This window comes from Yoonia sp. (genome assembly GCF_017854415.1).
Lineage (GTDB): Bacteria > Pseudomonadota > Alphaproteobacteria > Rhodobacterales > Rhodobacteraceae > Yoonia.
This window is the reverse complement of record NZ_JAFMHR010000036.1, coordinates 2,928-23,136: the sequence shown is the minus strand read 5'-3', so window position 1 is coordinate 23,136 and position 20,209 is coordinate 2,928. Positions and strand designations below refer to the sequence as shown.

Annotated in this window: 20 protein-coding genes and 1 tRNA gene; 7 read left to right on the top strand and 14 right to left on the bottom strand. The window is 56.3% G+C overall.

From position 1 onward, the window contains the following. Nucleotides 1-433 precede the first annotated feature (433 nt). From ureG to QZ197_RS06065, 14 genes are all read right to left on the bottom strand, one after another. Entirely contained in the window at nt 434-1,045 is a 612-nt protein-coding gene (gene ureG, locus QZ197_RS06130) for an urease accessory protein UreG (protein WP_296430991.1), read from the bottom strand. Further along, nucleotides 1,042-1,686, bottom strand: a complete 645-nt coding sequence (locus tag QZ197_RS06125; RefSeq protein ID WP_296430990.1) for an urease accessory protein UreF — start codon at nt 1,684-1,686, stop codon at nt 1,042-1,044. The genes ureG and QZ197_RS06125 overlap by 4 nt, the downstream gene beginning before the upstream one ends. After that, nucleotides 1,676-2,161, bottom strand: coding sequence for an urease accessory protein UreE (locus tag QZ197_RS06120; protein ID WP_296430989.1), 486 nt, complete (start codon nt 2,159-2,161; stop codon nt 1,676-1,678). The genes QZ197_RS06125 and QZ197_RS06120 overlap by 11 nt, the downstream gene beginning before the upstream one ends. Next, a complete protein-coding gene (ureC, locus tag QZ197_RS06115; RefSeq protein WP_296430988.1) occupies nt 2,161-3,870 on the bottom strand; it encodes an urease subunit alpha in 1,710 nt (569 codons plus the stop codon). The genes QZ197_RS06120 and ureC overlap by 1 nt, the downstream gene beginning before the upstream one ends. Before the next feature lies 1 nt (nt 3,871). Next, complete coding sequence (locus QZ197_RS06110) at nt 3,872-4,177, bottom strand: urease subunit beta (RefSeq protein WP_296430987.1); 306 nt, start codon at nt 4,175-4,177, stop codon at nt 3,872-3,874. A 9-nt stretch (nt 4,178-4,186) separates the two neighbouring features. Next, entirely contained in the window at nt 4,187-4,489 is a 303-nt protein-coding gene (locus QZ197_RS06105) for an urease subunit gamma (RefSeq protein ID WP_296430986.1), read from the bottom strand. Between the two features lie 3 nt (nt 4,490-4,492). Beyond that, nucleotides 4,493-5,308, bottom strand: coding sequence for an urease accessory protein UreD (locus tag QZ197_RS06100; protein ID WP_296430985.1), 816 nt, complete (start codon nt 5,306-5,308; stop codon nt 4,493-4,495). A 173-nt stretch (nt 5,309-5,481) separates the two neighbouring features. After that, entirely contained in the window at nt 5,482-6,213 is a 732-nt protein-coding gene (locus tag QZ197_RS06095) for an amino acid ABC transporter ATP-binding protein (protein ID WP_296430984.1), read from the bottom strand. Beyond that, on the bottom strand, nt 6,213-7,046 hold the full coding sequence (locus QZ197_RS06090; protein WP_296430983.1) for an amino acid ABC transporter permease: 834 nt from the start codon (nt 7,044-7,046) through the stop codon (nt 6,213-6,215). The genes QZ197_RS06095 and QZ197_RS06090 overlap by 1 nt, the downstream gene beginning before the upstream one ends. A gap of 1 nt (nt 7,047) precedes the next feature. Continuing rightward, on the bottom strand, nt 7,048-7,863 hold the full coding sequence (locus QZ197_RS06085) for an ABC transporter substrate-binding protein (RefSeq protein ID WP_296430982.1): 816 nt from the start codon (nt 7,861-7,863) through the stop codon (nt 7,048-7,050). Nucleotides 7,864-7,932: 69 nt separating this feature from the next. Next, nucleotides 7,933-8,178: a MoaD/ThiS family protein gene (locus QZ197_RS06080; protein ID WP_296430981.1), complete on the bottom strand. Its 246-nt coding sequence runs from the start codon at nt 8,176-8,178 to the stop codon at nt 7,933-7,935. 3 nt (nt 8,179-8,181) lie between these two features. Then, a complete protein-coding gene (locus QZ197_RS06075) occupies nt 8,182-10,419 on the bottom strand; it encodes a xanthine dehydrogenase family protein molybdopterin-binding subunit (RefSeq protein WP_296430980.1) in 2,238 nt (745 codons plus the stop codon). Nucleotide 10,420: 1 nt separating this feature from the next. Further along, nucleotides 10,421-10,897: a (2Fe-2S)-binding protein gene (locus tag QZ197_RS06070; protein WP_296430979.1), complete on the bottom strand. Its 477-nt coding sequence runs from the start codon at nt 10,895-10,897 to the stop codon at nt 10,421-10,423. Then, on the bottom strand, nt 10,894-11,757 hold the full coding sequence (locus QZ197_RS06065; RefSeq protein ID WP_296430978.1) for a xanthine dehydrogenase family protein subunit M: 864 nt from the start codon (nt 11,755-11,757) through the stop codon (nt 10,894-10,896). The genes QZ197_RS06070 and QZ197_RS06065 overlap by 4 nt, the downstream gene beginning before the upstream one ends. Nucleotides 11,758-11,932: 175 nt before the next feature. Between QZ197_RS06065 and QZ197_RS06060 the strand changes: the two genes are divergently transcribed. From QZ197_RS06060 to QZ197_RS06030, 7 genes are all read left to right on the top strand, one after another. Further along, the gene (locus QZ197_RS06060) at nt 11,933-13,072 is read left to right on the top strand and encodes an alpha-hydroxy acid oxidase (protein ID WP_296430977.1); all 1,140 of its coding nucleotides are present in this window, start codon (nt 11,933-11,935) and stop codon (nt 13,070-13,072) included. Between the two features lie 59 nt (nt 13,073-13,131). After that, complete coding sequence (locus tag QZ197_RS06055) at nt 13,132-16,575, top strand: pyruvate carboxylase (RefSeq protein ID WP_296430976.1); 3,444 nt, start codon at nt 13,132-13,134, stop codon at nt 16,573-16,575. Nucleotides 16,576-16,616: 41 nt separating this feature from the next. Beyond that, entirely contained in the window at nt 16,617-17,432 is an 816-nt protein-coding gene (locus tag QZ197_RS06050; protein WP_296430975.1) for a metallophosphoesterase, read from the top strand. 96 nt (nt 17,433-17,528) lie between these two features. Continuing rightward, nucleotides 17,529-17,603 (top strand) — tRNA-Gly (locus QZ197_RS06045). A gap of 178 nt (nt 17,604-17,781) precedes the next feature. After that, nucleotides 17,782-18,258 (top strand): RimK/LysX family protein, encoded by a 477-nt coding sequence (locus QZ197_RS06040; protein WP_296430974.1) that lies wholly within the window; start codon nt 17,782-17,784, stop codon nt 18,256-18,258. Beyond that, a complete protein-coding gene (gene rimK / locus QZ197_RS06035) occupies nt 18,255-19,160 on the top strand; it encodes a 30S ribosomal protein S6--L-glutamate ligase (protein ID WP_296430973.1) in 906 nt (301 codons plus the stop codon). Before QZ197_RS06040 ends, rimK begins: the two co-directional genes overlap by 4 nt. Next, nucleotides 19,157-20,200 carry a succinylglutamate desuccinylase/aspartoacylase family protein gene (locus QZ197_RS06030; protein WP_296430972.1) on the top strand — a complete coding sequence of 348 codons (1,044 nt, stop codon included), beginning with the start codon at nt 19,157-19,159 and terminating at the stop codon, nt 20,198-20,200. Before rimK ends, QZ197_RS06030 begins: the two co-directional genes overlap by 4 nt. The last annotated feature ends 9 nt before the right edge of the window (nt 20,201-20,209 follow it).

Genomic DNA, 20,209 nt, shown 5'->3' with positions numbered 1-20,209 from the left:
GGCCTACCTCGACTCCTTGGAAAGTACGGACGAAGCCGCTTCATCTGTTCTTCGGTTAGCCAGTACAGATTGCTCATCGTTCTCCGACGTTAACTTGGTCGGCTCATTGTGGAGAACATCCAACAGCCATTCCAAAAGCAATTGGGCGCTTGGCTACACCAATCACACCGCTGCGACTTTACTTTGAAAGTTGATTTGGTTGCGCTGCTGTGCCCTCCACAAAATCTCGTAATGAATGAAGGAGGCTAGGAGGGGGCAAATCAGCAATAAAGTACTGTCAACAGTCGGACACTTTAGAAACGACGCGCAAGACAAATTATTGTTGGTATATTAGCTGGTATTTTGAGATAAAATACATATAAGTTACTGATATTAATCATGGTTCGATTCCGCCCCTAGGCACCATTTTTACTCTTAAGTCACAGCGGTAGCTCTATATCCCGCCAATCTGCTTGAGCAGGTCCAAAACTTTATCCGCTCCAATACCCTCACGCAGCGATGTCATCACAAACGGCTTGTCGCCCCGCATCCGTGCTGCATCACGCTGCATCACCTCAAGCGAAGCGCCCACGTGTGGTGCAAGGTCAGTTTTATTGATCACGAGCACATCAGATTTTGTGATCGCAGGGCCACCCTTACGTGGGATTTCTTCGCCGGCGGCCACGTCGATCACATAGACAGTTACGTCTGCTAATTCGGGACTGAATGTAGCGGACAGGTTGTCGCCGCCGGATTCGATCAATACGACTTCTACATCGGGATGTCGGGCAACCATTTGCGCAATCGCGGCCAGGTTGATGCTGGCATCTTCGCGGATCGCCGTATGCGGACAGCCACCTGTTTCAACACCTATGATCCGGTCTGCGGGCAAGATTTGCATACGGGTTAGGGCTTCGGCGTCTTCTTGGGTGTAGATATCGTTGGTGATGACCCCGATGGAAATGTCCGGGTGTAGCAATTGCGCCAATCGCGCAGTCAGCGTCGTCTTGCCTGCGCCTACGGGGCCACCGATACCGATCCGCAGAGGTCCGTTAAGTTGGGTCATGATTGAAAGAGCCTTGGTTGCTGGGCTTCGTGGCGCATCGCGGCGATGTCGGACAGGAAGGTGTTGGAATAAAGATCGTCGAGCGTCGTTTTTGATGCAGCTTGCGCAGCTTTCACGCAAAGTGGCGAAAGCGTTTGTATGATTGCCTGTCCTTCGGTTTGGCCCAATGGGATCATGCGCACGCAGGCCAGCACTAAATTGCTAACGAAGGCTTGGAGGTAAAGAGATGCCGCCATTTCGCACGGGGCATCTATATGTGCGGCAGCGCGACCAACGGCGACCGGAAATACGGCATCGGGCAATTCCAAATCTGAGGTTGCGTTCAATGTGCGCGCGAACGCAGCCCCTTGGTTCACGCTTTCGCGCAACCGTTCGGCGCTGGCTGCGAAAGCACGACCCGTGGCATCAACCTCGCGCACAGCCTCGTTGTCAGGCGCTTGATAGGCGGCACAAAACAGGACCGCGTCAGCCCAGCCAGACCCATCCGTCAGCACATCGGCAAGCCATATTTGCAAACTGGCCGCATCATGCACCCAACCATCAGCAAGCGCGGTTTCCAATCCATGCGAGTAAGCAAAACTGCCAATCGGATAGGATGGCGACAACCACTGTGTCAGCGTCAAAACAGCACTAGTGGTCATGGGCCGTCGCCCCATGCGCATGGCTATGCGTGCGCCCATGCCCATATGCACCGCCTTCGGGCGTAAAGGGCTGTAGCGCCTTTGTCAGCTGCGCCCCAAGATGTTCAAGCATATGACCGATCACTGGATCATCGCGGATAATCAGCATGTTGGGCAGCATTTGGCAGGGCGTGTGCCGATTGCCGATGTGCCAAGCAAGCTGGATTAGATTGCCCGCAGTGATCTGCAAAACCGGCTCTGACGCCGCAATAATCTGGACGCGGCCACCATCGGATAATCCTAGCGCATCACCGTGTTCCAACGATGTCGTATGCGCCAAATCCACCAAAAAGCCGATCCCGTCATCCGTCGCCAGCATCTTGCGGCGCAAAAAGCGGGCATCATAATCAAGACTGCACGCCAACGCAGGTCCTTCCCACGTTCCCGCCTTCAAAATCGATTGCGCAACCCTTTGCGCCTGATCCCGCACACCCATCAGAACAAGAAATAGCGCTGCGCCATCGGCAGCTCTGTTGCGGGTTCACACGTCAGCAGTTCACCATCGGCGCGGACTTCGTATGTTTCGGGATTCACTTCCATTTTAGGTAGTGCATCGTTCAGGATTAAATCGCGTTTGCCGATGTTGCGCGTACCTTCAACGGCAACCGTTTGTTTAGACAAGCCCAGCGTTTCGCGGATGCCATTTGCTTGCGCCGCAGCACTGACAAACGTCACCGCATTACGGCTGACCGCCCCACCCATCGCGCCAAACATGGGCCGCGAATAAACCGGCTGCGGCGTCGGAATCGAGGCATTTGGATCACCCATCTGCGCGCACACAATCATGCCACCCATTAAAACCATCTCTGGTTTGACGCCAAAGAAGGCAGGGCTCCAAAGCACCAAATCGGCACGCTTTCCTTCGGCAATCGACCCGATTTCGCGGCTGATCCCATGCGCAATTGCGGGGTTGATCGTGTATTTCGCAATGTAGCGCCGCACACGGAAATTATCGTTTTCGCCCGTCTCTTCTGGCAAGCGCCCCCGCTGCTTTTTCATCTTATCGGCAGTTTGCCATGTACGGATCAGCACTTCGCCGACGCGCCCCATGGCCTGACTGTCAGACGCAATGATGGAAAACGCGCCCATGTCATGCAAGATATCCTCGGCGGCTATGGTTTCACGCCTGATCCGGCTTTCGGCAAAGGCCACATCCTCTGGGATGGATTTGTCCAGATGGTGACAGACCATCAGCATGTCCAGATGCTCTTCGAGCGTGTTCACCGTGAATGGCCGCGTCGGGTTGGTCGAGGACGGCAGCACGTTTTCATCGCCGCATATTTTGATGATGTCAGGCGCATGCCCGCCGCCTGCCCCTTCGGTGTGGAACGCATGGATCGTGCGACCCGCGATTGCGGCGACGGTGTTTTCCACAAAACCGCTTTCGTTCAGCGTGTCGGTGTGGATCATCACCTGCACGTCCATGTCATCGGCAACTGACAGGCAGCAGTCGATGGCGGCGGGGGTGGTGCCCCAGTCTTCGTGCAGTTTCAGCGCGCAGGCGCCGGCATTTACCATCTCAACCAAGGCCGCTGGTTGGGATGCGTTGCCTTTGCCGGATAGCCCGATATTCATCGGCACGGAATCAATCGCTTGCAGCATCCGCCCGATATGCCAAGGCCCTGGTGTGCAGGTCGTCGCCAGCGTGCCATGCGCAGGCCCCGTGCCGCCGCCTAACTGCGTCGTGATGCCAGAGTGCAGCGCGTCCTCCATTTGCTGGGGGCAGATGAAGTGAATGTGGCTGTCAAAACCACCCGCCGTTAGAATACGGCCTTCGCCAGCAATCGCCTCGGTTCCCGGCCCGACAATGATGTCGACACCGGGCTGCGTGTCGGGGTTTCCCGCCTTGCCGATCTTGTAGATCCGCCCGTCGCGCAGGCCAACGTCGGCCTTGTAGATGCCGCTGTGATCCACGATCAATGCGTTGGTGATGACCGTATCTACCGACCCTTCGGCGCGGGTGGCCTGAGACTGGCCCATACCATCACGGATAACCTTGCCGCCGCCGAATTTGACCTCTTCGCCATAAGTGGTGAGGTCTCTTTCGACCTCGATAATCAGGTCTGTATCCGCCAAGCGCACCCGGTCGCCCGTGGTCGGGCCAAACATCGCGGCGTATTCATTGCGGGGAATAAAAGCGGGCATATCAAAGGTCCCCCATAACGGCTGCATTAAATCCAAAGATGCGGCGCGCGCCACTGATCGGGATCAGTGTCACCTCGCGGCGCTGACCAGGTTCGAACCGCACAGCAGTACCTGCGGCGATATTCAGTCGCTGCCCGCGTGCGGCATCGCGGTCAAAATCAAGCGCGGCATTGCTTTCGGCAAAGTGGTAGTGGCTGCCGATCTGCACAGGCCGGTCGCCGGTGTTGGCAACCATTAACGTCGTTTCAGGTGCGCCCACATTAATCGCGATGTCACCGTCTTTCGGGATAGTCTCTCCGGGGATCATAGGGCGCTCCTATCTGATTGGGTTGTGGACCGTGACAAGTTTGGTGCCATCGGGAAAGGTGGCTTCGACTTGGACTTCGTGGATCATCTCGGCGATACCGTCCATGCATTGCGCGCGGGTGATGACATGCGCACCTGCTGACATCATATCGGCGACAGAGCGTCCATCACGTGCGCCTTCAACCACGGCGTCAGTGATCAAGGCAATTGCCTCTGGGTGATTAAGCTTAACGCCACGCGCCAAGCGTTTGCGCGCCACCTCTGCGGCCATCGCGATCAGTAGTTTATCTTTTTCGCGGGGGGTGAGTTGCATGGGTTAAAGTCTCCAAGTTCTGGGAACAGCGGTTCCCGAAAGGCGTTCGATGATCGGGATAAGGGCGCAACGCAGCAGGAAACTGTCTGCGGCCATGATGCGGCCAACGAGCAAGTCATCGGCGAGCAAAGATGCGCCACCCGTGGACGGCATCAATGCACGGACGGCAGGCAAACGGGTTTGGGCGTCAGGGGCGGTGTAAATAATATTGGCCATCGCAATCATACCTTGACCAATTGCAGGCCGCGCAAGTTGCGCCGCTGCATTGCCTTCAAAGCACACGCCATCGCGGTAGATTGGGCGTCCGTCACGCATAACGGATACACGGTCCTTGAACGCAATATCGGTCAGCGTCTCGCCCATTGCGGCGCGACCAAAAACGACAGGTTCGACCAATAACGCGCTGGCATTGCTCGCAAGTGTAACCTTAAGTTCGCGATGCAAATTACTGCCATTAAATAATAATATCTCTTGCGGCAGCCAGTTGAGCGCGCCACCTGCATCAACAGACAGCGTTGTGGTAATCTGCCCGATCTGACCGGGTTGGGCGCGATAGGCGCGTTCTGCGGCTTGAGTGGTCAAGGTCATTTCGCTGCCTGTGCCAACCCTGGCCTTGACTGCGATGTTGTCACCGCCTGTCACACCACCTGACGTGTTGATCAGGACCGCATCGAGCGCCGCATCGCCGCGTGGAAACAACAACCGCAAGCAACCAGATTGATGCAAGTCATCGATCACGCTGACATTACCACGCAGCTTGGAAGTCAGCGTAACGCTTCCCTTAGCGCGGGGTTGCAGGCCGTATTGATTGTCTAGCATGGCAAAGCAGTACCGATCCCAATGGTTGCCCATTGGTAGGCAGCGCGGCGAAGTCTGCACAAGGTTCGGGCAAGCGGCACAGCGCTACGTTTCTTAATTCGCACACTTTTTAGGCTAGAAAAGTAAATGTGCCCATTTTTGGGGCGACTTGGGTTAATAATTGCGCAGGGATATTACTTCAGTGCCCGCGCCAAAAACGCCTTTGTCTCTGGCCGTTCCGGATTTGCAAAAAGCTGCTCTGGCGGGCCTTCTTCTACAATGCGGCCGTCCTTTAGGAAGCAAACTTTGTCCGCTGCTTGCCGCGCAAATCCCATCTCATGGGTCGCTAATATCATCGTCATGCCCTGCTCTTTCAGCACCAACAGGACATCCAGCACCTCGCCAACCAACTGTGGATCAAGCGCTGATGTAATCTCGTCAAACAACATCACTTCTGGGCGCATCGCAAGTGCGCGGACAATCGCAACGCGCTGCTGTTGACCACCTGACAGCTGATCAGGATAGTTGTGCATCCGGTCAGCAAGCCCGAAGCGCGTGAAAAGGTCTTCGACTTGCGGGCCGACCTCTGCCTTCGTTTTGCCGTGCACCCGTCGTGGCGCGAGCATTGCGTTCTCAAGTGCCGTTAAATGTGGGAATAAATTAAAGCTCTGGAACACCATGCCGATGCGCGCGCGGACCGCCTGCGGGTTCAGTCCCGGCTCTGCAATGTCGATCCCGTCAAGCAAGATCGCGCCGTCTTCGATTGCTTCCAGCAGGTTGATACAGCGCAGCAAGGTGGACTTTCCCGCACCAGACGCACCAATGAGGCAAACCATCTGCCCCTCTTCCACATCAAGATCAATCCCATCGCAGACCGTATGATCGCCAAAGCGTTTCACGACACCGCGCAGTTCCAGCTTGGCCATTAACTCCGGTCCCGTCGTTGCTTGGCCATCAGATGATCGGCGTAGCGGGTGGCAGGGATCGTCACGATCAAAAAGATGATCGCTGCCCCAACATAGGGTGTAAAATTAGCGGTCAGTGATTTGAACACCCCCGCTTGGCGGAAAATCTCGACAGGGCCAATAAAGCTAAGCAGCGACACATCTTTTTGCAGCGCGATTAGCATATTCATCTGCGACGGCACCACATTGCGCACAGCTTGTGGCAAGACAACATCGCGCATCACCTGACGTTCAGACATGCCTAACGACAACGCGGCAGACCGCTGACTGTGGTGCACGCTATCGATACCAGAGCGGAAAATCTCGGCCACATAGGCCGAATACGTCAGGATCAACGCAAGTGATCCCCAGATATACGGCGAATTCCAAGGACGCGGCAGGCCAAGGCCGGGAATACCGAAACCGATCAGATAGACCGTCAAGATGACAGGAACCCCACGGAAAATATCTGTGAATGTCGCCCCGAAGATGCGCAGCGGAAACAGCGCAGGCGATTTCACATCACGCGCAAGTGCTATCAGCAGCCCAAGGATAGCGATGGCAGGCGCGCACCATGCAAAGATCATGATATTGACCAAAAACGCGTCCAGTAGCTTGGGAAAAGTCTGTGCAAGGACATCGCCGTTGAAAAAGCTGCGCTGCACCTTTTCCCAGCCCGGCGCCATAGGCACTAAGATCATGATCGCGGCCACGACCGCGATTGTGCTGGAGGCCGCCACGATCAACGAGCGGCGGCGCTGCTTGGCCTCATAGGCTTCGCGGCGGGTCATCCCCGCCGCTTTCGCATTTGCCATATTACTTGATCAGCGGAACACCGGTGGTGTCCTGAAGCCATGTCGCCTCAATCGCCGCAAGCTCGCCACTTGCCGTCAAAGCTGCAAGAGCCTCGTCAACGCAAGCCTTCAGCGGGCTGCCTTCTTCCATCAACATGCCGAACTGGTCAGGGTTGTCGGTCAGGTCCGGGGCGAATTGACCAAGCACTTTTGAGCCTTCGATCATCACCGCACTCAGAAACAATGCAGTCGGCAGGTCAAACAAAGCCGCATCAATTTGGTTTGCACTCATCGCCGCATTCACGTCGGCGTTGTCGCCGTACAGCAATGGATCGTTGCTGGGCTGGATGACCGCTGTCAGCTTTGGAACGGCTGTGGTTGTACCAACTGCGCCCCACTGCAATTCGCGCAAAGCGTCAAGTGTTGGTGCCGTGTCAACAGCGCCCGCGCCGACCAGCACGGCCATTGGTGCGGTGTAATATGGGTCAGAGAAATCCACGACCAGATCGCGTTCCGGCGTGATCGAATACTGCTGCATGTTCAGGTCAAAGTTCTTGACGCCCGGCTGGATCGCTTCATCAAATGATGACCGCACCCAAGTGACGTTTTCTGCAGCAAAGCCCATTTCGGCGGCGACCGCATAGGCCACGGCGGCCTCAAATCCTTGACCACTTTCAGGCGCATCATCCATAACCCATGGGTAATAAGCCGGATTGCCAGTCGCAATCGTCAGCGTGCCATCAGTCAGGGTTTTGCCCGCAGCACAATGCCCGCCAGCAATGGCTGTTGTGGACATCAAAGCAAGTGAAATGGCGGTAGCAGAAAGCATCTTGGACATAGCATCAGACCTTTTGTTGGGTGCGTTTGACGCAAAGGTAGTGCTGGCGGCAAAGGCTGTCCAGCGCGATCAACCGCCAACCATATAGGGCATCAGGATAATTTCATTCTCGGGGCCGATTTCGGTAAACCACGCTTCGCGGTAAATCACGCCGTCCAATGACAGCGATACACCGCGTTTGATTTGCGGCCCGAGACCTGGATGTTTAACCTCAAGAGCGTCTAGCAACTGTTTGAAATTGCTTGCCTCCACCTCAACCCACTCTTTGCCACCGGCCATCGCGCGTAAAGATCCCCAAAGTTTGACCCTCACCATGCCTTAGCCAGTCATTGCTTTCAGCAGCCGTGGCGGCGACATCGGCAATTCGCACATCCGCACACCGGCAGCCCGCGACACCGCGTTCGAAATGGCAGCCAGAGGTGGCACAATCGGTGTCTCGCCCACACCGCGCACACCGTAGGGGTGGCCGGGGTTTGGGATTTCCAAAATCACCGTTTCGATCTCCGGCAAGTCAGAGGCCACGGGAATGCGGTAATCAAGGAAGCCCGCGTTTTGCAGCCGCCCGTCTTCGCCGTAGATGTATTCTTCGTTCAACGCCCAGCCGATGCCTTGGACCGCACCGCCCTGCATCTGCCCTTCGACATAGTCGGGATGCACCGCTTTGCCTGCATCCTGAAAGACGGTGTAGCGCAGAATTTTTGTGGCCCCTGTTTCAGGATCGACTTCAGTATCAACAAGATGCACGCCAAAGCTAACGCCAGCGCCGTCTGCGTTTACCTCGTGGTGGCCAGCGATGGGACCGCCGGTATTGCCTGCGACAGCGGCGATTTCAGCCAGCGTCATGGGCGGGTGTGTACCTGCGTTAGGCCCTGCTGGAACGGCAGCGCCGTCTTCCCACAACACCGCATCTTCATCGATGCCCCAGATTTTCGCGGCACGGCGGCACATTTCGCGGATCGCGGCGCGCGCGGCCTCTATCGTGGCCAACCCGACCGCGAATGTCACGCGGCTGCCGTCAGTGATGTCGTTAAAGCCCAGCGCGCTGGTGTCAGCGATCACGGTCCGGACCTTTTCGTATGGCACGCCCAATTCTTCGGCTGCCATCATCGAAATTGACGCACGCGAGCCGCCGATATCAGGGTTGCCTTCGACGACACCAACAGTGCCGTCATCGTTGATATTCAGCGACACACAGGTGTTGCCACCAAAGTTGAACCAGAACCCGCAGGACAGCCCCCGACCCTGATTTGGCCCCAAAGGTGCCGTGTAATGTGGATGGGCTTTGGCCGCTTCCAATGTCGCAACCAACCCGATTTCGTTGAAGGTTGGTCCGTAGGCCGAAAGTGTTCCTTTGCGTGCGGCGTTCAAAAGACGCACATCAAGTGGATCAAGTCCCAGTTCCTGGCACAATTCGTCGACCACGCTTTCAACAGCATAAATCGAGGTCGGCGCGCCAGGTGCGCGATATGGTATCTCTTTGGGCCGGTTGGTCATCACGTTCCAACCGACGGTTTCTACCGCTTCTAGATCATAAGCGGCAAAAGCGGCTTGCGCGCCCATTTCAATCGTCTCGTTTGGATAAGCCCCGCCGGAATAGCGCAGCTCGCCGCGCGCTGCAGTGATGCGGCCGTCGTTCGTCATGCCGATTTTGATGTCCATGGACGCGGAAATGGTAGGTCCTGTGGCACGCAGCACTTCATCGCGGGTCATGACCATCTTAACCGGCTTGCCAGACTTACGCGACAACGCCAGCGCGACAGGTTCGATAAATGTGGATGTCTTGCCGCCAAAACCGCCGCCAATCTCGGAAGAAATGACACGCAGCTGGCTTTCCTCGATGCCCAAGACCGCCGCGCAGTTGGCACGGACCATGTATTGACCTTGGGTGCAGCACCACACCTCTCCGCGCCCATCAGAGCCGAGCGTGGCAAGGCAGGCTTGCGGTTCGATATAGCCTTGGTGGGTCGCAGCCGTTTTAAAGCTGCGTTCAATTATCTTGTCTGCCTTGGCAAAACCTGCGTCCACATCGCCATGTCCAAAAGCGCAACGCGTGGTCACATTTTGCGACATACCAGCGGGTACATTTTCAAGTGCGCGGCCTTCTTGTACGGCAGGTGCGTCAGGTTTCATCGCCGCATCAACGTCCGTCACATGAGGCAAGATTTCATAGTCCACCTTGATCAAGCGGATCGCCTGTTTCGCAATAGACTTGCTGGTAGCAGCAACTGCCGCAACCGCATGTCCATCATAAAACACCTTGTCGCGGGCAAGGCAATTGATCGCGATATCCGCAAAGCCTTCATCATCGGGAATGGCAAGATCGGCACCGGTGACGACTGCTTTGACGCCTGCAAGCTTTGCAGCCTCTGACACATCAATTGATTTAATCCGCGCATGCGCGTGCGGGCTGCGCAGAATACGGCCATGCAGCATGCCCGGCGCTGTGATGTCGGCACCATAAGCGGCCTTGCCGGTAACTTTGTCGATCCCGTCAGGGCGACCAACGCGGGTGCCGACGACCTTGAATGTACGCTTTGCTTGATCATCCAATGCCATTTTACGCGGCCCTCATTTCTGCAGCGGCCTTCTGGACCGCTTTGATGATTTTGTCATATCCAGTGCAACGGCATAGGTTGCCCGCCAGCCAATAGCGGACTTCGGTATCAGTGGGGTCAGGGTTCTTTGCCAGCAGCGATTTGGCCGCAATCAAAATACCAGGCGTGCAGATACCGCATTGCAGTGCTGCCTCTTCGATAAAGACCCGTTGCAGCGGGTGCAGTGTTTCACCGTCGGCCATGCCCTCGATGGTTTCAACTTCGGCTCCTTGGGTTTCGACCCCCAGCACAAGACACGAACAGACCACGCGCCCGTTCAGCATCACACTGCAAGCGCCGCAATCGCCAGTTCCGCAACCTTCTTTTGCGCCCGTAAGACCTAGCCGGTCCCGCAGCACATCAAGAAGGCTTTCGTCGGCGTTACACAGGAACTCTGTCTGGTCGCCGTTGATCGTAGTCTCGACTGGGATCATTTTCATGTTTTGCCTCCGGCGCGGGAATAAGCGATGTGTGCGGCGCGTTTGGCCAACACACCTGCAGTTTTGGTGCGGAATTCGATCGTGCCGCGTTTGTCGGTGATTGGTGAACAAGCTGCCTCGGTTGCAGCAATCAATGCGGCGATTGCATCATCGTCAAGTTTCGTGCCGACAATCGCAGCACCTGCGTCTGCCACCAAACGGACGGTAGGGGCCACAGCGCCAATTGCGACGCGCGCAGCGGTAATCGTGCCACCTGCGTCCAATTCCAAGCTTACAGCGGCAGACGACACCGCAATGTCCATTTCAGTGCGTGGAATAAAGCGCAGATAAGCGTCCGAGGCACCGACGGGCCGTGCGGGCAAATAGATCGACGTAATGAATTCACCTTTGGCAAGCATGGTTTTCCCCGGACTTACCGGAATTTCCACCACGGGCACGTCGCGTGTGCCATGTGGGCCATGCAGCCGCGCAACTGCATTCGCTGTTACCAAGCCAGGCACAGAATCGGCAGCAGGCGAAGCGGTACAAAGATTGCCAACGATCGTGGCGCGGTTCTGGACTTGAGTAGAGCCGATCAGCTCTGCCCCCTCCACCACACCGGGCCACATCGCTTTGAGTGCTGCATGTTCGCCAAGTTCCGCGCTTGATACGGCTGCACCAATGCGAAATCCGCCGTCCTCGGCCGCAATGTCATGCATGCCGGGCAAGTGTTTCAGATCAACCATCAAATCAGGTTCGACCATTTCTGCCTTAAGCATGACCAGGACATCTGTACCGCCGGTCAGAATCCGTGCGATCCCGTCCTCTGCGGCAAGCAGTGCCGAAGCGGCCTCGTAACTTTCGGGTTTGACGTATCTCATCTGAGCGATCCATTTCTAGCGCGGCGTTTGAGGGCATTGTGGCTTGTCACCCAAGAGGGGTCAAACGCAATCATAGGGCTTTGGCGCCGATTGCACCACGCAAGACTAAAATCATTGATAGCTTGGCGAACCATGACCCATTGCATGCCCATGTGACCCGCAATAGCTTCGCCTTATGACCTATCATAGCCGCTATCCCGCCATTGCAGATTTGAAAAGCAGCGCACGCCGCCGCATCCCGCATTTCGTGTGGGAATATCTGGACAGTGCAACAGGGGTTGAAGCCACCCAAGCACGCAATCGCACACAGTTAGATCAGGTTTTGCTAAACCCTTCGATCCTACACGGCGAGTTTGATCCCGACCTTTCGACGACATTTCTGGGTCAAACCCATCCTATTCCAATTGGCATCGCCCCTGTCGGCATGTCCGGACTTATTTGGCCAGGTGCCGAACAAATGCTGGCCCGAACAGCCGCCCGCGAGAATATCCCATTTACGCTGTCGACAGTCGCAAGCCAATTGCCCGAAGACGTCGGCCCACATGCCGGCGACCACGGCTGGTTCCAACTATACCCTCCGCGTGATCCAGAGATTCGCGCAGATATCCTTAAACGGGCTAAGAACGCGGGCTTTCATACGATCGTGCTGACTGTCGATGTACCTGTGGCGTCGCGCCGCGAACGGCAGACGCGCGGCGGTCTGACCAATCCGCCCAAACTGACCCCGCGTTTGGCGATGCAGGCGGCACAGTGCCCCGCGTGGTTGAACGGTATCCGTAAAACCGGCATGCCGCGATTGCGCCTGATGGAAAGCTATTCGCAAAACCGCAGCGCCCTGCCCTCGAACCAGCATATCGGGTATTTGCTGCGAACCTCGCCGGACTGGGACTATTTCAAATCGCTGCGCGATGTGTGGGACGGTCCGCTGATCGTCAAAGGCATCGGCAACCCCGATGACGCCGCGCGATTGACGGACGAAGGGGCAGATGCGCTTTGGGTCAGTAATCATGCAGGCCGGCAGTTTGACGGGGGCCCTGCGACAATTGAAACGCTGCCATTGATCCGCGCAGCGACGTCGCTTCCGTTGATTTTTGATAGCGGTATTGAAGGTGGGCTTGATGTGCTGCGCGCGCTGGCATTGGGCGCTGATTTCGTGATGCTAGGTCGCGCGTTCCACTATGGGCTGGCCGCATTAGGCGAAGCCGGGGCCGCGCATGTGCTGGATATTCTTCGCCAAGATATGATCAGCAATATGGGACAGCTGGGAACGCGGGCCCTCAAAGACCTACCGAACACGCTGCGGCAGCATCCATAATCTCCTAGACCTTGCGAATTTTGCTGCTTAACAATGCTGCAACTGCGAAAGGACCAGCTATGACCGACTTTAAGAAAATCCTGATTGCCAACCGTGGCGAGATTGCGATCCGCATTATGCGCGCTGCCAACGAGATGGGCAAAAAGACGGTCGCCGTCTTCGCAGAAGAGGACAAGCTAGGTCTGCACCGCTTTAAGGCAGATGAAGCCTACCGCATCGGCGAAAACCTTGGTCCTGTTGCGGCCTATCTTTCGATCGAAGAAATCATTCGCGTCGCCAAGATGTCCGGCGCAGATGCGATCCACCCCGGTTATGGCCTTTTGTCTGAGAACCCCGACTTTGTGGACGCTTGCGAGGCCAATGGCATCACCTTCATCGGTCCAAAGGCAAAAACCATGCGCCAACTCGGCGACAAAGCGAGCGCGCGCCGCGTGGCCGTCGAAGCTGGTGTGCCAGTCATTCCCGCCACAGAAGTGCTGGGCGATGACATGGCCGCGATCAAAAAAGAAGCGGCCGAAGTTGGCTACCCCTTGATGCTTAAGGCATCATGGGGCGGTGGTGGTCGCGGCATGCGTCCGATCATGTCCGAGGACGAGTTGGAAGAAAAAGTTCTGGAAGGCCGCCGCGAAGCCGAGGCCGCGTTCGGCAATGGCGAAGGTTATCTGGAAAAGATGATCATGCGCGCCCGCCACGTCGAAGTGCAAATTCTGGGCGACAGCCACGGCCAAATCTATCACCTTTGGGAACGTGACTGTTCAGTCCAGCGCCGCAACCAAAAGGTCGTTGAGCGCGCGCCTGCCCCGTATCTGTCAGGCACCCAGCGCGAACAGATTTGTAATCTGGGCAAGAAAATCTGCCAGCATGTGAACTACGAATGTGCCGGCACCGTCGAATTCCTAATGGATATGGACAGCGGCGAATTCTTCTTTATCGAAGTGAACCCGCGTGTGCAGGTCGAGCATACGGTGACAGAAGAAGTTACGGGCATCGACATTGTGCGCGCCCAAATTCTGATCGCCGAAGGCAAATCGCTGGTCGAGGCCACGGGCTGTGCATCGCAATATGACGTGAAACTGGACGGTCATGCGCTGCAGTGCCGCGTCACGACCGAAGACCCGCAAAACAACTTTATCCCCGATTACGGGCGCATCCAGATGTACCGTTCGGCCACTGGTCCGGGCATCCGGCTGGATGGTGGCACGGCGTATTCTGGTGCGGTGATCACGCGCTATTACGACAGCCTCTTGACCAAGGTAACTGCCCGTGCGCCTACCCCTGAGATGGCGATTGCGCGGATGGACCGTGCCTTGCGAGAGTTCCGTATTCGCGGTGTGTCGACCAACATCGCGTTTGTCGAAAACCTGCTGAAGCATCCGACATTCCTGAACAACGAATACCATACCAAGTTCATTGACGAGACGCCGGACCTGTTCAAATTCTCCAAACGCCGTGACCGCGCCACGAAAATTCTGACCTATATCGCTGATATCACCGTCAACGGTCATCCCGAAACCGCAGGCCGTCCGCGCCCGGCGGCAGATGTGAAGCCGCCGCGTCCTCCGGTAAAGCCGACAACTGATGTGACCCCCGGCACGCGCAATATTCTGGATGATTTTGGCCCCGAGGCCGTCGCCGACTGGATGCGCGACCAAAAGCAGTTGCTCATTACCGACACCACCATGCGCGACGGGCACCAATCACTTCTCGCAACACGTATGCGGTCGATTGATATGATTAACGCAGCGCCGGCCTATGCAGCCAAGATGAATCAGCTTTTCAGCGTCGAATGCTGGGGCGGTGCGACCTTTGATGTGGCTTACCGGTTCTTGCAGGAGTGCCCTTGGCAGCGCCTGCGCGATATCCGGGCACAGATGCCAAACATCATGACGCAAATGCTGCTGCGTGCGTCCAACGGCGTTGGCTACACGAACTACCCTGACAACGTGGTGCAAAGCTTTGTGGCACAGGCTGCCAATTCCGGCGTCGACGTGTTTCGCGTATTCGACAGCCTGAACTGGGTGGAAAACATGCGCGTCGCGATGGATGCCGTCATCAAGGCGAACAAAGTTTGCGAAGGCACGATTTGCTACACTGGCGACTTGTTGGACCCGAACCGGTCCAAATATGACCTAAAGTACTACGTCGGGATGGCCAAAGAACTTGAGGCAGCAGGCGCACATGTGCTGGGTCTGAAAGACATGGCAGGCCTGCTGAAACCAGCAGCAGCGACGGCGCTTGTGAAGGCGCTCAAAGAGGAAACAAATCTGCCAATCCACTTCCATACACATGACACGTCGGGTGCGGCGATTGCGACCGTGCTAGCCGCCTCTGCCGCGGGTGTGGATTGCGTGGATGCGGCGATGGATGCGTTGTCTGGCAATACGTCCCAGCCGACGCTGGGGTCGATCGTCGAAGCCTTGCGCGGTGACGCGCGTGATACAGGACTGGACATCGCGGCGATCCGCGAAATCAGCAATTACTTTGAGCAGGTCCGCGCGCATTACGCCGCGTTTGAAAGCGGCCTGCAGGCCCCCGCCTCTGAGGTCTATTTGCACGAAATGCCCGGCGGCCAGTTTACCAACCTCAAGGCACAGGCGCGGTCATTGGGGCTGGAAGAACGCTGGCATGAGGTCGCGCAGACTTATTCGGATGTGAACGCGATGTTCGGTGATATCGTGAAGGTCACCCCGTCGTCCAAAGTGGTTGGCGATATGGCGTTGATGATGGTCAGCCAGAATCTGACCCGCGCGCAGGTCGAAGATCCTGAAGTCGATGTGGTGTTCCCCGACAGCGTGGTCGAAATGCTACACGGTGATTTGGGGCAACCACCCGGTGGTTGGCCCAAAGCAATCCAGAAAAAGGTGCTGAAAGGCGATAAGCCGATCACGGAACGCCCCGGCGCTTTGTTGGCCCCGGTCGATCTTGAAGCCGCACGGATTGATCTGTCGGCGCAGCTCGAAGGTAAAGCCATCGATAACGAGGACCTGAATGGCTATCTAATGTATCCCAAAGTGTTCTTGGACTATGCAGGTCGCCACCGGACGTATGGCCCTGTGCGCACCCTACCCACGCGCACGTTCTTTTATGGGATGGAACCAGGCGAAGAAATCGCGGCCGAAATTGACCCTGGCAAGACGCTTGAAATCCGCATGCAAGCTGTCGCCGAGATGAATGAAGACGGCGAGGTCAAAGTGTTCTTTGAACTGAACGGTCAACCGCGCACAATCCGCGTGATGAACCGACTGGCGGCCTCTGAGAAAGTATTGCGCCCCAAGGCGGAGAACGGGAACCCTAATCACATTGGAGCGCCAATGCCCGGCGTTGTCGCAACCGTCGCGGCGGTGGCTGGCAAAAAGGTGAAAGAGGGCGATTTGCTTTTGACAATCGAAGCCATGAAAATGGAGACCGGCATTCACGCAGAGCGTGACGCAACCATCAAGGCGGTGCATGTCACAGCAGGTGGACAAATCGACGCAAAGGACCTGCTGATCGAACTGGAATGACGCAGGGCGCCGCATTGCAATCCATCCAATAGGAGCACGATGTGAAAAAACTGCTTTGTCTGAGTGACATCCATATTTGCGGGCCCGGTGAAACGATCATCGGGCTCTCTCCGACGAAACGGCTCGAGACGGTTCTTGAAGCTGCGACAACGGCGCATCCTGATGCCGCTGCACTGATTCTACTGGGTGACCTGACGCATCACGGGACCGATGTCGAATACGCCGAACTGGCGAGAATTCTTGCGAATATCGCTATCCCGATCGTTCCAATGCTGGGAAATCATGATCGCCGGGACGCATTTTTGCGCGCATTCCCCAAGGCCCCGCAAATGCCAAGCGGCCATATTCAACAAGTCCAAGATATTGGGCGGCATCGCATTATCACACTTGATTCGCTGGATGGACCGCCTTTTGAGGTTGGCCATCACGCGGGACGCATTTGCGCGGCGCGGCGCGCGTTTCTAGAGCATGCATTGGACACGCGGGACGGACGCCAAGCACTTGTTTGCATTCATCACCCCCCGTTTGAAACCGGTATCGTCGGGATGGACCGTATTGCTTTGGCGGATGGACCTGCGTTCTTGGACCTCTTGGCGCAGCACGGTCGTGTCCATTTGATCTGCGGGCATATCCACCGCACGATGTCTGGCAGCGCGCGCGGCGTGCCGTGGAGCATGTTCAAAAGCCCTTGTCATCAAGGGGTGTTGGACCTGTCGCAGCCAAATTCCCATCTGTCTTCGAATGAACCCGGAGCGTACGGGGTTGTCTTATTGTCAGACGACGGCGTTGTTGTGCATAGCGAAGATGTAGGGCTTGCGGGCGTGCGGATTTTTGGCGGCTATAGCGACGACGATTGAAAACAATCCGTCCTATTGCGAAAAACTGCAAAGACATGCCATTTTGGTCTTGCAGAACTCTGCTAGTGTTTATAGATCACGCCTCACGAAACGGTTGCGGGCGTAGCTCAGGGGTAGAGCATAACCTTGCCAAGGTTAGGGTCGAGAGTTCGAATCTCTTCGCCCGCTCCATTTCGTAAAAAGACAAAGGACCGTAGTGTAAACTGCGGTCCTTGTTTGTTTCTACCATACGTTTTTAACGCGGCGGCACAGCAACAACACCCTTGATAGGACGCATGCCAGTGGCTGGTAAGTCTGGAGCAGATAACGCTATGTATGGCCTTCTTGTTTGTCCATGGAACCACTGATCATGAAAAACGGCGCAACTGCTGCAAGCCTACCAATGACGGTCATCGGTTGGCATGAATGTATCAGCTTGCCGGAACTGGGCTTGCAGAATTTTGCGGTCAAGGTGGATACTGGCGCCAAGACGACCGCCTTGCATGCCGATGATATCGAAACATTCTACAAAGACAGCGAGAAATGGGTGCGTTTTCGTAGCCCCGATATCCCCGGCATACCTGCCCGCACTTGCGAATTCCCTGTTTTCACCAAGCGCGACATTACCAACACCAGCGGCACACCCGAAACACGCATCATTATTCGCACGCCTATGATACTGGCTGGGCGAAAGTGGAAAATCGACATATCGCTCACGGACCGCGGCACGATGCGGTTCCCGCTGATCTTGGGGCGTCGCGCACTGCGTGGTCGCAATATCGTGGTTCACCCCGGCAAATCGTACCTTGTCAGCGACATGCCTAACTCTGAAGGACTAACCCCATGAAGATCGCGATGCTTGCCCGTAACCCTGAACTTTACACGCACAAGCGCCTAAAGGCAGCAGCCGAGGAACGCGGGCACACGCTGGACATCATCAACACCTTGCGCTGCTACATGAATATCGCGTCGCGCAGGCCAGAGGTATATTACAACGGCGAAAAGTTGGTTGGATACGATGCTGTTATCCCGCGTATTGGGGCGTCGATCACGTTCTATGGCATGGCCGTGCTGCGCCAGTTCGAGATGCAGGGCGTTTACCCACTCAATGAGAGTGTCGGGATCGGGCGGTCGCGCGATAAATTGCGGTCAATGCAGCTATTGGCGCGCGATGGCATTGGCTTGCCCGTGACCACGTTCGCCCATGACCCCAAACAGACCGAAGAAGTGCTTGATCTGGCTGGCGGCGCACCTGTGGTGATTAAGCTGCTGGAAGGCACACAAGGCATTGGTGTGGTGCTGGCAGATACAAAACGGTCCGCCAAGTCGGTGGTCGAAGCGTTTCGCGGCGCAGGCGTCAACATTTTGGTGCAAGAATTCATCAAAGAAGCTGGCGGCACCGATATTCGCGCTATTGTCATCGGCGGCAAAGTGGTTGCATCAATGAAACGTACTGGCGCTGCCGGAGACTTCAGATCGAACTTGCATCGCGGCGGGTCGGCTGAATTGATCAAGCTATCACCCGAAGAAAGATCGACGGCCGTCAGATCCGCCAAAGCGATGGGCCTTAACGTCTGCGGCGTCGATATGCTGCGGGCCAACCATGGCCCCGTCGTGATGGAAGTGAATTCATCCCCCGGCTTGGAAGGCGTCGAAAAGGCGACCGGCCTCGATATTGCGGGCAAGATTATCGCTTACATTGAGAAACACGCGAAACCCAATGCAACAAAAACCAAAGGCAAAGGATGACCAAGCGACCCAGTTTCGAGATCGCAGGCAAATCGATTGATGCAGGCAGCCGCAAGACGGTGAATATCCCCGTCAGCACCTTGTCAGATCACACACCGGTAACCTTGTCGGCACATGTTATCCACGGGCGCAACGATGGGCCTACTATGTTTGTCAGTGCAGGCATTCACGGCGATGAGGTCATCGGTGTTGAGATTGTGCGGCGTTTGTTGCGGGCGAAGAACCTCAAATCTTTGCGCGGAACGCTGATTGTGGTTCCGATTGTGAACACTTTCGGGTTTCTAAACCATTCACGCTACTTGCCCGACAGGCGCGATTTGAACCGCTGCTTCCCCGGCTCGCCCAACGGGTCGCTTGGGTCGCGTCTGGCGCATATTTTTCTGAACGAGATTGTCGCGCGCTGCTCGGTCGGGATTGATCTACATTCTGCTGCCATTAACCGCACCAACCTGCCGCAGGTGCGCGTATCTGCCAATAACCGTGACACCATGAAGCTGGCACATGTTTTTGGTGCCCCTGTCATCCTGACAAGCGCGCTGCGCGATGGCAGTTTGCGCCAAGAAGCCAAGAAAATTGGCGTCGATGTTCTGCTGTATGAAGCTGGCGAAGGGATGCGCTTTGACGAAATGTCTGTGCGTGCGGGACTTGCGGGTATCCTTCGCGTGCTCAAGAAAATGGACATGCTGCCACTCGCCGGGATTGCGGGACCGAAGGCAAAATCTGTCGTATGTGCCGATAGTCATTGGTTGCGCGCGCCCGCAGGCGGGCTGCTGCGCATGTTCAAGGCCGAAGGTGATGTGGTCGATGAAGGTGACATTGTTGCGGCCATTTCAGATCCCTTTGGGAACGGCGAAATCGAAGTTGCAACACGCTATAGCGGCATCATCGTAGGACGCGCCGTGATCCCAATTGTCCACGAGGGAGACGCGTTGTTCCACGTCGCCGCCGTAAAATCATCAGATGCTGCCGAAGCTGCGGTAGATGATCTAGCGACCCAGCTTGAAGAAGCGCCGTTGTTTGACGAAGATGAAATTATCTAATCGATGACG